Source organism: Neobacillus cucumis (assembly GCF_002860255.1).
Classification (GTDB): domain Bacteria; phylum Bacillota; class Bacilli; order Bacillales; family Cytobacillaceae; genus Neobacillus; species Neobacillus cucumis_A.
This window is the reverse complement of record NZ_PGVE01000052.1, coordinates 80,260-94,406: the sequence shown is the minus strand read 5'-3', so window position 1 is coordinate 94,406 and position 14,147 is coordinate 80,260. Positions and strand designations below refer to the sequence as shown.

Here is a 14,147-nt window from a genome sequence, read left to right as displayed (position 1 = left end):
AAACCATCCAAAATTTTTCAATAAAAATATACTTAAGATTTTTTAAAAAAGCTCATCCAATCTAAAGTTAGAATCTATTTTAATATTAATTTTGCAACAGCTTCCACATGTGTGGACTGTGTAGACATCAGAAATTTAATAACAAGATAAGGCATTATAACTTATTGTTCGGTTCATTGTACAAAGACTTGCTTTAGTTGTTTTCTTGCCCGATATAACCTTGTCTTGACCGTTGCAGATTTCAAACCAAGCAGGCGGGCAATTTCGTTTTCCTTTAGACCATATTTCACTTTAAGGACCAGCACTTCTTGAAATTCCTTTGATAAATTCTTCATTGACCGGTCCACGTCTTTTTGAAAAAGGCGAATAGCAACATCTTCCTCAGTATTCCCACCATTTATATTATGACTCATCGTTGGTTCCATTTTGGTAGAGTCCACTAGCAGCCATCTATTTCTTTTTTCTGATCTTAAAAAGTCAATCGAAGTCCTGGCTGTAATGGTAGACAGCCAGGCACCTAATTTTTTCGTATCTTCGATTGTATCTATTTTTTTAAATGCCTTTATAAAAGCTTCCTGAACGATATCCTCTGCCCATCGCCTGTCTTGTGTGTACCTAAAAGCAATATAGAGCAGACGGTTTGCGTACTCAGAATATACTTGGTTAAAATCAATCGTATTCAATTCTCCACCATCCTATTTTATTTGAAATGATCCTTAATGAAAGCTGGAGCATGCTTTTCATCAAAATACATGACTTCATAATAATGGCCAGAGCGGAAATAAAAGACAGCTGTGTAATCGTTATTCGAATCCGCACTTACGTTATTTAACATTTGTTCAATCTGGTCTTTATTGGTTACATCCAAGGTATCTGTGCTTTTTTCTATGTCCGTTTTCACTTTTTCAACATCTTCTAGATTTTCAGCTCCACCTTTGGCAACAAGGACATGTGTAACATCTTCTGCGTTTGCTTTGGCCTCTTTAAGCAATTCTTTTTGCTTTAACCATTCGGTCAAGTTATGATAGATGGGCTTAAATTCAAAGCTCAGATAGTGGTCACTGCCTAGATACACTTCAATCGCTGAGCCCTTGAAGTAACGGTTATCTTCATATGATTCTGCTAGCACATCTTTCCTTAAAGCTGCAATCACTTCTTTTATATCGTTGGAATTAGACAAGGCAACTCCCTGAGAATCAGGCCCATTCCCCCTTAGAGTGAGGGTTTTAATTTTATTTTCCTTTAATTTAAAAATCTCATTGGTTGATCGCTTATATTCCTTTGATTCATAGATTGGTTTGAAAAAATCCTCATAAAGACGTTCATTTACACTGTATTCCCTTGTCACTTTGCTCCCATTTTTCAATTCATATTGAATATAGAAATTCACTGAATGGGAATTTTCCTTTTGCTGATTAATTTTTTTATCAGAAAGAAGTTGCTGGTGAAGCCTCCGAACCGCCTCAATATTTGCTTTTTCCTTCATTGGCAATGGCGTATAGTATTCTCCATAAGTATCCTCATTCGTATAAAAACCGAATTGATTGGAGAAAAGGACGTTTTTGATTTGAGCTTCTTCAGGAATTTTATTTTCATAGAATCCTAGAATGTGAACTCCTATAACAAGGACGGCGGTAATCGCTAAATAAAAAATTAAGCCTTTTATTCGTCCGAAAACCCGCCACGTTTTTCTTAAAATCATTTCTGCTCCTAAATAGCCAATCACTGCCCCAATGACATAACCGAAAATGGTCCAGTTAAAGCTTCGATAGGAAACTTCTTGAAAGTACGAACCACCAAGAAGCATCATACAAAATGTAACCCCATATTTAAAAACGGAACGTAATTTTGGAAAAGCAATCGCCTCTGAGGCTGCTTCCAAGTTTCTTTTCTTATAGAAAAATAGTGAAAGCCCATATAGCACGATGGTTAAAATCATGTAAGCAATCCCATCATTCCATTGAAACTTCCTGCTGTCGAGAACAGCGGCATACGTAATGGGAGACAATTTTTCAAGCTGTCGATTTAGAAAATAGTCGCTTGGAAATCCATAGAGTACTATTTTTAAATTGAAAAATAGCAACATCGTCATCCCGATTGGGAAAAAGAGAAACGTATAGGCTAAAACTGCCTGGACAATTGACATCCCTGTCATCATTGCAATAAACACAGCGGCTGTGTATAAAAGCAACGTGATGACTAATGTCGTGCCAGCCCAGTAGAATATATCCTTTATACTAAACAAGTTACTGAAGTCTAGAGTGTTATGCATAAGAAGGATGATGAATGTAATGACGGCAACAGGCAGGATTAAAAATATCATCCCAGTCAGAGCATATTGATGAAAAATCCTTTCCCTTTTAAGAGGAATACTATGCATAAGGTCTGCAGCTTGTTTCACATGAAGATAACGAAATAAGAATACCGCCAAGATGACTGGGATAATAACCATTAGCCCAATTTGAAAGGTAAAATTAACGAGAAAAAGATTGTTAGGTGCTGGATAATAACTTTTGGTTTCGTCAGAATATATCATTAATAGCTGAATTGGCAGAATAAATAGCAAGCCTAGAAAGTAAACAATAGAAACCCAGCCAGTCCCTCGGCCAATTTGAAGCAGTACTTCTCTGTTAAACCAAGACATTCTTGATGGCATAGCCGATATCCCCCATTTCATATATAAAGATCTCCTCAAGAGTAAGAGGCAGCAAGTCAAAAATAACAGGGTTTGTCTGAAGAATTTGTTTCTCGATTTTCTCTTCATCACCTCTAACAATGAAAAGGAACACGCTTCCTCTTTTTTCTGTATGAAGTGGATTAAGATTTAATAGCAGCTTATCTGGAGGAGTACCATTTTTATAAGCCACCTGTATTTTATGAATATCAGATTTCAGATCATCCAATTCTTTTTCGATTAAGAGTGTGCCTTTATGGATAATCCCGATATGGTCGCAAATGTCTTCAATCTCACGAAGATTATGTGATGATATCAGAATCGTCATTTCTCTTTCTGCGACATCATGAATCAATAGATTCTTCACTTTTTTCCGGACAACAGGGTCGAGGCCATCCAATGGCTCATCCAAAATGAGGATCTCTGGATTGGCGGAAAGGGCGAGAATAAAGGCAATCTGTCTTTGCCACCCTTTTGAGAAGGTATGGATTCTTTTATTCACATTCAAATCAAAAAGCTCGGCCAGTTTTTGATACCTGTCTTCCGCCCATGTTGGGTAGCAGCTTTTATAAAAACGAGCCATTTGCTTTGTTGTATATTGCGAGAAAAAATAAGGCTGATCTGGTATGTAAAAGACTTTTTGCTTTATATTGATATTTTCAAAAACACGTTCCCCATTAATGATTACTTCTCCGCTATCCTGACGATAGATCCCTGCCAACAGTTTAATTAATGTGGTTTTCCCTGCACCATTTGATCCGATCAGACCGTAAATAGAGCCTTTGTTGATGGATAAGTTGACATGATCCAGTGCGATAAAATGGTCAAATTTCTTGCTAACACCTTTCATTTCAATCATTGCTTTCGCCTCCCCCTTTTGCTTTGTCAAGGTCTTGAATTAATTTGATGAGGTCACTCGCTGGGATTCCCATATACAAGGCTTCCAATACTAATTTTTCAAGTCCCTTTCGTACATCCTCTATTTTCTCTAAATCCTTTATTTGATTGTTTGGATTCACAAAGCTGCCTTTTCCTTTAATGGAGTAGATAAATCCTTGGATTTCTAATTCCCGATATGCCTTTTGAATCGTATTTGGATTGATCGAGAGTTCTGTTGCTAATGTTCTAACTGATGGCAGCTGTTCATCCGGCTTTAATATTTCATTCATGATAAGCTCCTTCATTTTATCAACCAACTGTTCATATATCGGCTTTCGGCTCCTTATGTCTAGCTCAAACATAACGGGGTGCCCCCAATCTGTACTAAGTGTACTATTGTTCATAATACAGTTTGATTATATTCCAATACATTCCAAAAAGAAAGACTAATTTTGGAAATTTTTTTGATCGGCATACAACTTAAAAAATTAAAGCATGCACAAAATACGACAATGTTCGTTCATGACATTATGTAGAATAGTAGTATAATTTTCTACTATTTCAAAATATAGGTAATATTAGAAACAAACTCAGCAGGTTTAGTCCATATGATGTTAACAGCTGGATGATCAGGTATTATGGGGGGAATTTTTATGGAAAGTATGGTAAATATTCAAGAAATGGGGAACCAACACGTAAAATCAGCTAAGTGGTATACGAACTGGAAGTTCTTCACAATAAGTATCCTCTTTATTCTCGCACTCATCATTGCAGCAGGCAGCTACTATCAGGCAAATCACTTCAATTCAGAAATCAAGATTAATGATATCAAAGTCGGTGGAATGACGGCTGATCAGGCACTAAATACATTAAAAACGACCGTTTTTAAAAATGTCGTATATGTCGGAGATCAACAGATTTTAGATGGAAATGATACAAAGATGGGATTTACGGATAAAGATCTGCCCGATATTCAAAAGTTATTAAAGAGCCAGTGGACTTTTTTTCCTTCTTCAAAAGCTAAGGATTATTCATTAAAGCCCAGCAATCAGGATCTGTATCGAAACCAGACGTTGAAAAAACAGGTGGAAGAAAAGCTGTTAGCCATGAATCAGAATTTAAAAGCGCCCCAAGATGCGGTAGTTCGTTTGGAACAAGGCAAAATTGTTGTCTCTAACAGTACTAGCGGAGAGAAGTATGATGTTGCCAGTCTTCTGAAGGACTACGACAAGCAAGAATATACTAGTGAGATTCGTCTCAATCCAGCATACATACAGCCAATTAAAGAAGACAGCGAGTTTATAAAAAATGAACAGAAAAGGCTGGAAGAATTCCTTGCTCAGACCGTTGATTATAAGGTGCAGGATAAAGTTTTTACCTTAAACGCCAGCGACTTAATCAAAAATGCCTCTATTACTAGAGATTTAAAGATTAAGATAAATGATGAAGGTGTTATTAAAAATAAGATTGCTGAAATTAATAATTCCCAATCCACATTAAATAAAAATTTCACTTTCAAGACCCATTCAGGTTCGGTGATATCGGTTAAAGGTAAAGGCTATGGCTGGGCCATAGATGTTGAAAAAGAAGTACCGCGTATTAAGGCAGCTTTTGAAAATGGGGAGAAATCAGTATCCGCCTCCAATATTTACGGAAATGGCTGGAAGGGGGAAGGCTACGGATATGAAGCGATTACGAACAATGGCATTGGCGATACGTATGCTGAGGTCTCTATTGCAGAGCAGCGAATTTGGATTTACAAAAATGGGAAATTAGTCGTCACAACGAATGTCGTTACCGGCACACATAGTACCCATCATGATACATCACCAGGAGTTTGGTATATTCTCTATAAACAGACACCTTCCGTACTAACGGGCAGAGAAAACGGAAAAATCACTTATCAGGTTGATGTTAATTATTGGGCTCCTTTTACAAATGATGGCCAAGGATTCCACGATGCCAGCTGGCGAGGCAATTGGGGAAGTAAAGCCTATCTTACGTCAGGGTCGCACGGCTGTGTCAACACTCCGCCAAGCATTATGAAAACCGTGTATAATAATCTCAGCACCTATGAGCCGGTTGTTGTTTATTGAAAAACCACAAAATCTTACGCCCATTAAAAATAGAGCACCCTTACGGATGCTCTATTTTTAATGATATAAAACCAAGTCTCGTTCATTTGCAGTGAATACCCCTCGGTCAAACCGCACAAGCACTAAACCAGTTTTCGAATAACAAGGCTGAATGACCACTCCGATATTTCCATCAAAACGACCTTTTCTAATGACTTTATCATGAGTATTGAATTTCAATGAAAACCCTCCCTGATTTAGTAGATTGATTTGCGTTTGGGACTAAGTCTTTCTATGAATCGACTATACAACTTTAATACCTAGTTGTTAACTCTTACGTAAGAAAGTTTAACATAGTTTTCCACATAGGACTTTTAGTGCGGTTCATCGCGTCCAATCGAAACCAGGTTCTTTCTAATTTAGTATTTATATTAATCTGATTGAGGCACCAGAACTAATTCTAAATTACCGGTTTCATCGTTTCTTTTAGCACTAAAACAGAATGATTGAATTGTTCTTTTTCCTTATCATCCAGCTCAATTTCAATGATTTCTTGAATGCCGGAACGATTTATTTTTGCTGGAACTCCGATATATACATCATTTTGTCCATATTCTCCACTTAGATAAGCAGATACTGTCAGGATACTATTTTCATTATTAAGTATTGCTTTTGTAATCCGGACAAGGGACATTCCGATTCCATAATACGTTGCCCCTTTTCGCTCAATAATCTGATAAGCTGCATCACGGACGTTAACGAAAATGTCATCCAGGCTTTCTTTTTTTAAATCACCCTTCCGTTCCAAAACCGTATCGAGATGCTCAATTCCGATCATTGCATGGCTCCAAACAGGAAGCTCAGTATCTCCATGTTCACCAATAATAGCTGCATGAACATTTCTTGTATCAACATTAAAGTACTTCCCTAGTGCAAACCTTAGCCGTGCAGAGTCTAATACTGTCCCTGAACCGATGACACGTTCTTTTGGCAGTCCTGATTCTTTCCACGTTACATACGTTAAGATATCTACTGGATTTGTTGCCACTAAGAATATTCCATCGAATCCACTTTCCATAATGCTTTTTACAATTTGTTTAAATATTTTCGTATTTTTTTCAACTAATTCTAATCGGGTTTCACCTGGCTTTTGGGCAAGCCCCGCAGTGATGACAACTAAGTCCGCACTGCTGCAGTCTTGATAAGAACCGCTCCAAACGTTTATTGGTGATGGAGCGAAGGGCATTCCATGATTAAGGTCCATTGCTTCGCCTTCAGCTTTCGCTTCATTTACATCAATTAAGACTAATTCCTCAGCTACTCCCTGGTTAATCAATGAATACGCATAACTGCAACCTACAGCACCTGTTCCAACTAGTACAACTCGATTTACTTTTTCTTTATTCATAATCAAAAATCTCCCTTCGAATGAAAAAATTTAGAATATTAACCAACTTATGATTCCAATTATTACAAGTAAGCCAATGCTATATTTAATTGTCACTTTAAATAAATCACTCTCTTTTCCTGCTATCCCAACTGCTGCAGCAGCAACAGCGATCGATTGAGGTGAAATCATTTTCGCCATTGTACCACCCATTACATTGACAGCAACCATCGCTTCAGGTGGTATTCCAATTTGTGAAGCAGTAACAGATTGAAGAGAGGCAAATAAGGAACCGCTGTTTACAACAGAGCCTGTTAAAAATACTCCTAACCATCCTAGTACGGGTGAGAATAAAGGAAATACTTCACCGGTTGAAGCAAATGCTAAACCGAGTGTTGATGACATACCAGAGTAAGTACAAATATAAGCAAAAGCAAGGACACTGCAAATCGTTAGGACTGGTGAGAATAATTCTTTTGCCGTTTCTTTTGTAGTGTCCAACAGTAACTTACTGCTGCAGCGAAAAAGAATACTTGCGACTATGATTGTAAGGATAATTGCCGTTGTAGTAGATGAAAATAAATCTAATTTAAATACTGCTGCATATGGTGTATCTTGTGGAACGATTGGTGCATGCTTGATCACTAAGTTGTTTAACCCTGGAATTGGCAGTAATAATACCAACTTTTCTAAAGGACCACCTGGAATGAATAAATTTTTGAAAAAAGACAGGTTAAACAAAGTAACACATAAGGTTAAAAAAATAAATGGCAGCCAAGCATAAGCAATTTTTCCAAAAGAGTATTTAATCTGTCTATCTGCCATTTTTTCTTTATTAATGCGGAAAATTTCTTTCGGTTTCCATACTTGCAAGAATAATCCTAGTGCTACTAAGCTCACAATGGCAGCAAAGATATCTGCAAGTTCAGCACCTAAGAAAGTTAGAACCATTGCCTGTGTAAGCCCAAAAGATACACCGCTGACTAATATGGCTGGGAAGGTTTGTCTAATCCCTTTCAATCCATCAATGATAAAAATTAGTAAGAATGCTACAACTATACTTAAGATTGGAAGGACCAATGCCGTATATCTTCCAACAACAAGACCATCTAACCCTGTAAGCAAGGAAGGAACAGTTACTGGAATCCCCATTGCTCCATAAGCACCACCTGCAATGTTGGCAATTAAACAAAGACTTGCTGCATAGATAGGGCTAAATCCAAGTCCTACTAAAATAGCTGCTGTTATCGCGACAGGTGCTCCAAATCCTGCGGCACCTTCCAAAAATGCTCCAAACGAGAATGCTACAATGAGAACTTGTAGTCTTTGATCGGCTGTAATAAAAGAGATACTATTTTCGATAATGGCAAATTTGCCTGTTTTTACGGTTATTTTATAAAGGAAAATAGCAGCAAAGACAATAGATGCTACCGGCCATATACCTGCTAATATTCCATATATAGCAGACATCAAAACTAAGATCGCAGGCATTTCATATAGAAAGACTGCAACCATTCCGGCAACAATGATACTGTAGAGTCCTGCCATATATCCTTTTAATTTAAAAACGGTGAGCATGACTATAAAAAAGATGATAGGAATAGCTGCTACAATTGCTGACAACCAAATGTTATTTAATGGATTATATACTTGCTCCCATACATTCATGCTGTTCATCTCCATGTTAGATTTATATCTTTTATTATTGGCCAATTATAATAAAACATTGATTCATACTGTGAAATGTTAAATATAATCCAATAGTTTTACTTTCCCTATTAATGTTGGTTTTTAACATTTTCACCGTAACAAGGTTAGTATATCATCTAGTTTGTGATTTTTTTCACAATATATTTGTATAAAATATGAACTTTAATTTTATTGAGCTAATATCTGCAGTGATGCAGGAACTGATTTAAGATTAGCAATAAAAAAACAAAGAGTTTTTACCCTTTGTTTAATAAAAAAGCCCATTTAAAATTATAGATTCTTTTGCAACTCAAATTTTCACTTATTTTTCAGCAGCTCAGCAAGGTCGTGCAGTGATTTGTGCTGATGAATACGATAGTGGCGTCCTTCTTTTTGCAAATATCCTTTCTCGCAAAATTGGGAAAGTACGTGTAATAAGTGGCGATAAGAGACGCCTAAAAAATCACAGACTGTTACGTGTTTCTCTTTATAGACATCTTCATCAGCCGTTTGCAGAATAAAATCGGCCAGCCGGTTTTCGAGCGGAAATGCTAGACTTTGTGAATACTTTGCAGCCATCTGGGTTGCTTTTATACTTAAAAACTTCGTTAGTTCACGTAAAAACGTAGCATCTTCTAACAATTGTTTGCGATAGCGATGAAAAGGAATCGCAAAGCAAATGGTTTTTGTGGAGGTTTGAATTCCTTTTGTATAATACACTTCATTTAATAATTCCATTTCCCCGATATAATCATAGGCATTAATAAAATTAATTAAGGAAACTTTCCCATTTTGATGGGTTACATAAATTTTTGCTTTTCCTTCAATGACATAGAATAAAAAGTTCGGTCTCATGCCTTCTTTAATAATCCATTCATCTCGTTTATATTCATGTACTTCGATAAACTCTTCAATACGAAAGGAAAATAAATGGGCAATGGAGTGTTCCTGAATATAGCGAAGCCTTTTCTCATTTTTATAAATTTCCATCTTTCACCTCAAGGAATATGAGATATCTCCTATTATTGTACGAATCTCCATGATAAGATGCAATCAATGGAGGGAAACAAAAATGAACACACAACGCTGGATGAGTAGACAGTTTTTTAGTTTTTATATAACATGGGGCGTTTTCCTGCCTTATTGGACCGGATGGTTGATTCACGCAAAGGGGATTTCGGTTTCACAAGCTAGTTTGATTATGAGCCTAGGTTTGGTTGCTAGAGGCTTTTCAACATTAGTTGCTTTTCCTTATTTATCGGGGAAGTTTAGTAGTAAAACCTTAATAAATGGAGCAGCCATTGGCACGTTAATTTCCATTTTATGTTGTATTCCAGCTAGTTCCTTTGCCAGCCTGCTTGCGGCTACGTTACTATTGAATTTCTTTTATCCTGCGTTAATGCCTGCTTTAGATAGTGCTGCGGGGATTCTTGTTCAAAGTAAACAACTCAAACATTACGGAAAGAGCAGGTTGTGGGGATCTATCGGGTTTGTCGTAGCTGGTATGATCTTAACTTTCTTTACAGGAGCGCTTGGGGATAAGGTAATCTTATGGGCGCTTTTACTAGGCATATTTGTATTCTTGTGTCTTGGATGTATGCGTGCACCCGTTGTTTTATCAGAAAAACCAAAAGTGGGCCAAACAAAAAAAGCTGGGATGCTAAGTTTATTTCGTGCCAAGCACTTTATATTAGTACTCCTCATCGTGATTTTACTGCAAGCGGCACATGCTTCCTATTATAACTATGGCTATATTTTTCTCCAAGGAATCCATGCGCCTCAGTATTTAATTGGTTTGATTATTAATATTGCTGTAATTGCAGAAATCATTTTCTTCGCCATCGCAGATCGGAGCTTTCAAAGATTTTCAGTAGGCTCCTTGCTGGCCTTAGCGGCACTTGGGTCAACTGTACGCTGGATCTTGGTATTTGCCTTTCCTAATGTAATTGTATTTTCTATTGCCCAAACCTTGCATGCCTGCTCCTTTGCCATGGGGCATTATGCCTTTATGAAATATTTAATTAAAAATATTCCACATGCGCAAATTCCAAAAGCACAGGGAATGTATTCAGCCTTGGCACTGAGCTGGAGCACGGCAGTGTTCACAGTTTTTGGAGGCTATCTCTACGAAATCGAACCAAGATACGCCTTTATTGGAATGATCGTTTGTACCATTCCATCCATGCTGCTTGCCCTCGTGTATCGGAAATTAGAACTTAAAAAGTTAAAACATGGTGACAGTTCACTTGCTTCCTAGAATCATGGGGACGGTTCTCTTGCCTCCAAAAAGTGGAGGCACAAGAACCGTCCCCTTGCTCTTCAGACAGTCTCTTCCTTCTTACCAACGATTATGGCTTTTCTTTTTGATTGAAAACCTGCTGCCACCCCGGTTCCATCTGTAAACATGAACAGCAAGGCCCCTACGATTAATAAACCGCCGGATAGATAAAAACCAAACTCTAAGCTTCCAGTTCGATCCGCAAAGTACCCTGTTATATATGGAGCAAAAATTGAGGACAGCATCCCGCTAAAATTAAAGAAGCCATACACTCTGGAATACATTGAAGCAGGTGTAATATCTGCCATATAAGCTATCAATACAGGATCAAGCGCTAACTTTCCAAGTAATCCATAAAGAGCTAGTCCCACAAGCAAAAAGGAATAATTTTGCGTATAGGGAATAGAAAATTGACATAATGCACCGGCCAATGCCAGCCCGATAATGATCGGTTTTTTGTTCTTCACTTTATCTGACAAATAGCCAAACAAGATAGCACCTGGAATCGATGCCCACGGAACCAAAGAAGAAATAACCCCTGTTTGTGAAGCCGCAACCCCTCTTGTCGTCTGTAAATAATAGGGAAGCCAGGTCAGCATTCCAAAAAACCCGTAAAGCGAGCAAAAAATAAGGATGTATACGAAAATATGATTCTTCGTAAATAATGTTTTCATCTCTACTTTTTCTTTAATCACTTCACTTTGCTTCTGTTTATGACTGTCATCTCGAACAAAAATAGCAATTAACACTGCAATAATAATGGTTGGAATTGCAAACACATAGAATGGAAATTGCCATCCCTTATGTAATGTATAGGAAAAATAACTGGAGGATATGAAGCCAAGTGAAATTCCAAATGCCATCCCACTGTTTATGATGGCTGCTACAAGCCCCCGATATTTTTTGGGTGTAATGGTGGATGAAATTCCATATTGTGACCCATAATAGGTTCCTTCACCAAGCCCTGTTAAAGCACGAACCACTAAAAAGACGGCAAATGATGGAGCCATTCCACTTAACATTGTTGCTGCACCAAATAGCAAATAACCTATAACTAGTACCTTTACTCTCCCATATTTGTCTGCTAAAAAACCGGTAGGAATTTGCATAAAAGCATATGCGGCAAAAAAGACGGTGGACATTAAGCCCAATTGCGTTTTATTTAAGTGCCACACCTCCCCAATACTGCCCATTACTGGAGATAGGATATTTCGATCGGCATACATGAATACCCAACCTAAAAAGAAGAGGAAAATAACGAATGCTGGATGTGTTTTTTTCATAATACAAAACTCCTTTTTCTGAATTTTGAGGTTATTGTATCAGCATTCCTCTCAAAAAGAAGGAATTGTGTCAGTATATCTCACACACTTTTTTACCTTTCGCAATATTTGAATCTTTTTTTTATCCAAATAGAATGTTAAAATCACATTATAGTTACTAAACGTAATATCCAGAAAAAGGAGTTGACTATCAGTTGACCTCAGATTTCAGAATTCCAGATTTAGAGATTGATGAGATTGATAAAAAAATACTATCAATCTTACATGAAAACAGCCGGACTTCTTATACAGACATCGGAAAACAATTAGATTTATCACGTGTCGCCATTCAAGCAAGAATTAATGGTATGGTGGAGCAAGGGGTAATTGAGAAATTTACAACCGTGATCAATCCTGCAAAAATTGGATTTCATGTTTCTGCCTTTTTCAATGTTGAGGTGGAGCCCCAATATTTAGAACAGGTTGCGGAACAGTTGGCAAGCGATCCAGCGGTTACAAGCTTGTATCATATGACTGGACCAAGCAAACTGCATATGCACGGGATTTTTTCTAATAATCAAGAGATGGAGAAGTTTTTAACGAAAAAGTTATACCCTCTTACCGGAGTTGTTAGTGTAGATTCTCAATTGTTAATCAATCGCTATAAAAGCCGGATGGGGATGAAATTATAAAGAATCAGGGGGAGAGAAGGTTGAAATCTTCATATAAAGAACTTATTTTGGCTATGGTTCGAACAGGCATCTTAGGCTTTGGAGGGGGACCATCCGTTATCCCGTTAATTCGGTATGAAGCGGTAACTCGGTATCATTGGGTGAAGGATGAGGAGTTTGGAGAAACACTGGCCATTGCAAATGCTTTACCTGGCCCGATTGCGACAAAAATGGCGGCCTATCTGGGATATAAACTAAAAGGGCCCATTGGAGCAGCGTTCGGAATTCTGGCTCATATTTTGCCAACTTGTATCGCAATGGTACTTCTATTAACACTTATTAATGTCCTAAGCTTTTCAAGCAGAGTGACGGGAATGATCCAATCCGTTATGCCAGTCATTGCTGTAATGCTAGGCTTAATGGCTTATGAATTTGCAGCTAAAGCAGTAAAAGGATTAGGAAAAGTGCTGGGATGTATATTTTTTATTCTTTCCTTTCTCTTTCTTCAAATCATCCCTATTCATCCCGCAATTGTGATCGTCATTTTCCTAGGTTATGGCGCTTTACACTATAAACTTCAGGATCGAATACAGAAGAATAAATCGAAAAGTAAGGAGATGTCAGCATAATGGTCTTTATTTACTTATTTTTAGGCTTCTTTTGGGCCAATTTACTTGGGTATGGCGGAGGACCGGCTTCCATTCCTCTCATGTATGGGGAAATTGTCACTCATTATAATTGGCTGACCAATGCTGATTTTACGAAAATGCTCGCTTTAGGAAACGCACTGCCAGGACCGATTGCTACCAAAATAGCGGCATATGTAGGCTATGACGTTCTAGGCTGGTGGGGATTCCTTATCGCTCTAATCGCAACCATTCTGCCTTCTGCTGTTGCTTTAATTTTACTTCTAAAAATCATGAGTAAGCACCGCCAATCAACCATTGTAAAAGGAATGACTTTATTAGTGCAGCCTGTCATAGCCATGATGATGGCCATTCTTACTTGGCAAATGTTCGGCGACTCTTTCCATTCATTAGGTATCATTCAATCAATGGTAATCGGTCTTATTTCGCTCATTGCCTTGACGAAGTTTAAATTACACCCCGCCTTCCTTATTATTGCAGCGTTCATTTATGGCGGGGTTTTCCTTCCATTGGTTTAATCAGAAAAAAGAGGCCAGAGTGGCCTCTTTTCATTGTTCTTTTTACGAAATGAATAGGGTTCGCCTT

General features: G+C 37.7%; 14 protein-coding genes. 5 read left to right on the top strand and 9 right to left on the bottom strand.

Annotated features, from left to right (window positions below; translation table 11 throughout):
- Positions 1-173: 173 nt before the first annotated feature.
- From CVD27_RS13730 to CVD27_RS13715, 4 genes are read right to left on the bottom strand one after another with little or no spacing between them, the layout of a single operon-like run.
- The gene (locus CVD27_RS13730; RefSeq protein ID WP_101648476.1) at positions 174-683 is read right to left on the bottom strand and encodes an RNA polymerase sigma factor; all 510 of its coding nucleotides are present in this window, start codon (positions 681-683) and stop codon (positions 174-176) included.
- A 17-nt stretch (positions 684-700) separates the two neighbouring features.
- Positions 701-2,656 carry a DUF6449 domain-containing protein gene (locus CVD27_RS13725; protein WP_101648475.1) on the bottom strand — a complete coding sequence of 652 codons (1,956 nt, stop codon included), beginning with the start codon at positions 2,654-2,656 and terminating at the stop codon, positions 701-703.
- Positions 2,631-3,533 (bottom strand): ABC transporter ATP-binding protein, encoded by a 903-nt coding sequence (locus CVD27_RS13720; protein WP_101648474.1) that lies wholly within the window; start codon positions 3,531-3,533, stop codon positions 2,631-2,633. The genes CVD27_RS13725 and CVD27_RS13720 overlap by 26 nt, the downstream gene beginning before the upstream one ends.
- The gene (locus CVD27_RS13715) at positions 3,526-3,915 is read right to left on the bottom strand and encodes a GntR family transcriptional regulator (protein WP_101648473.1); all 390 of its coding nucleotides are present in this window, start codon (positions 3,913-3,915) and stop codon (positions 3,526-3,528) included. The genes CVD27_RS13720 and CVD27_RS13715 overlap by 8 nt, the downstream gene beginning before the upstream one ends.
- Positions 3,916-4,206: 291 nt before the next feature.
- Between CVD27_RS13715 and CVD27_RS13710 the strand changes: the two genes are divergently transcribed.
- Entirely contained in the window at positions 4,207-5,649 is a 1,443-nt protein-coding gene (locus tag CVD27_RS13710) for a L,D-transpeptidase family protein (RefSeq protein ID WP_101648472.1), read from the top strand.
- 57 nt (positions 5,650-5,706) lie between these two features.
- Here the strand turns inward: CVD27_RS13710 and CVD27_RS28135 are convergent, their stop codons facing one another.
- From CVD27_RS28135 to yeiL, 4 genes are all read right to left on the bottom strand, one after another.
- On the bottom strand, positions 5,707-5,868 hold the full coding sequence (locus CVD27_RS28135) for a hypothetical protein (protein WP_180960277.1): 162 nt from the start codon (positions 5,866-5,868) through the stop codon (positions 5,707-5,709).
- A gap of 220 nt (positions 5,869-6,088) precedes the next feature.
- Positions 6,089-7,036, bottom strand: a complete 948-nt coding sequence (locus CVD27_RS13705; protein ID WP_101648471.1) for an L-lactate dehydrogenase — start codon at positions 7,034-7,036, stop codon at positions 6,089-6,091.
- A 30-nt stretch (positions 7,037-7,066) separates the two neighbouring features.
- Complete coding sequence (locus CVD27_RS13700; RefSeq protein WP_101648470.1) at positions 7,067-8,683, bottom strand: lactate permease LctP family transporter; 1,617 nt, start codon at positions 8,681-8,683, stop codon at positions 7,067-7,069.
- A 339-nt stretch (positions 8,684-9,022) separates the two neighbouring features.
- The gene (gene yeiL / locus CVD27_RS13695; RefSeq protein ID WP_101648469.1) at positions 9,023-9,694 is read right to left on the bottom strand and encodes a transcriptional regulator YeiL; all 672 of its coding nucleotides are present in this window, start codon (positions 9,692-9,694) and stop codon (positions 9,023-9,025) included.
- A gap of 82 nt (positions 9,695-9,776) precedes the next feature.
- Here yeiL and CVD27_RS13690 point away from each other — a divergent pair, with 82 nt between their 5' ends.
- Positions 9,777-10,961 (top strand): MFS transporter, encoded by a 1,185-nt coding sequence (locus tag CVD27_RS13690; RefSeq protein ID WP_101648468.1) that lies wholly within the window; start codon positions 9,777-9,779, stop codon positions 10,959-10,961.
- Between the two features lie 62 nt (positions 10,962-11,023).
- Here CVD27_RS13690 and CVD27_RS13685 read toward each other — a convergent pair whose 3' ends face one another.
- Positions 11,024-12,265, bottom strand: a complete 1,242-nt coding sequence (locus CVD27_RS13685; protein WP_101648467.1) for an MFS transporter — start codon at positions 12,263-12,265, stop codon at positions 11,024-11,026.
- A 194-nt stretch (positions 12,266-12,459) separates the two neighbouring features.
- On the opposite strand from CVD27_RS13685, the gene CVD27_RS13680 reads away from it, so the two are divergent.
- The 3 genes from CVD27_RS13680 to CVD27_RS13670 are packed head-to-tail and all read left to right on the top strand — an operon-like array spanning position 12,460 to position 14,080.
- Positions 12,460-12,936, top strand: coding sequence for an Lrp/AsnC family transcriptional regulator (locus CVD27_RS13680; protein WP_101648466.1), 477 nt, complete (start codon positions 12,460-12,462; stop codon positions 12,934-12,936).
- Positions 12,937-12,956: 20 nt separating this feature from the next.
- Complete coding sequence (locus tag CVD27_RS13675) at positions 12,957-13,544, top strand: chromate transporter (protein ID WP_101648465.1); 588 nt, start codon at positions 12,957-12,959, stop codon at positions 13,542-13,544.
- Complete coding sequence (locus tag CVD27_RS13670; protein ID WP_101648464.1) at positions 13,544-14,080, top strand: chromate transporter; 537 nt, start codon at positions 13,544-13,546, stop codon at positions 14,078-14,080. The genes CVD27_RS13675 and CVD27_RS13670 overlap by 1 nt, the downstream gene beginning before the upstream one ends.
- Positions 14,081-14,147 lie beyond the last annotated feature (67 nt).

Coding starts and splice junctions, on each gene's coding strand:
- CVD27_RS13725 (WP_101648475.1), bottom strand. CDS start 2,656: ATGCCATCAAGAATGTCTTGGTTTAACAGAGAAGTACTGCTTCAAATT.
- CVD27_RS13720 (WP_101648474.1), bottom strand. CDS start 3,533: ATGATTGAAATGAAAGGTGTTAGCAAGAAATTTGACCATTTTATCGCA.
- CVD27_RS13715 (WP_101648473.1), bottom strand. CDS start 3,915: ATGTTTGAGCTAGACATAAGGAGCCGAAAGCCGATATATGAACAGTTG.
- CVD27_RS13710 (WP_101648472.1), top strand. CDS start 4,207: ATGGAAAGTATGGTAAATATTCAAGAAATGGGGAACCAACACGTAAAA.
- CVD27_RS13705 (WP_101648471.1), bottom strand. CDS start 7,036: ATGAATAAAGAAAAAGTAAATCGAGTTGTACTAGTTGGAACAGGTGCT.
- CVD27_RS13700 (WP_101648470.1), bottom strand. CDS start 8,683: ATGAATGTATGGGAGCAAGTATATAATCCATTAAATAACATTTGGTTG.
- yeiL (WP_101648469.1), bottom strand. CDS start 9,694: ATGGAAATTTATAAAAATGAGAAAAGGCTTCGCTATATTCAGGAACAC.
- CVD27_RS13690 (WP_101648468.1), top strand. CDS start 9,777: ATGAACACACAACGCTGGATGAGTAGACAGTTTTTTAGTTTTTATATA.
- CVD27_RS13685 (WP_101648467.1), bottom strand. CDS start 12,265: ATGAAAAAAACACATCCAGCATTCGTTATTTTCCTCTTCTTTTTAGGT.
- CVD27_RS13670 (WP_101648464.1), top strand. CDS start 13,544: ATGGTCTTTATTTACTTATTTTTAGGCTTCTTTTGGGCCAATTTACTT.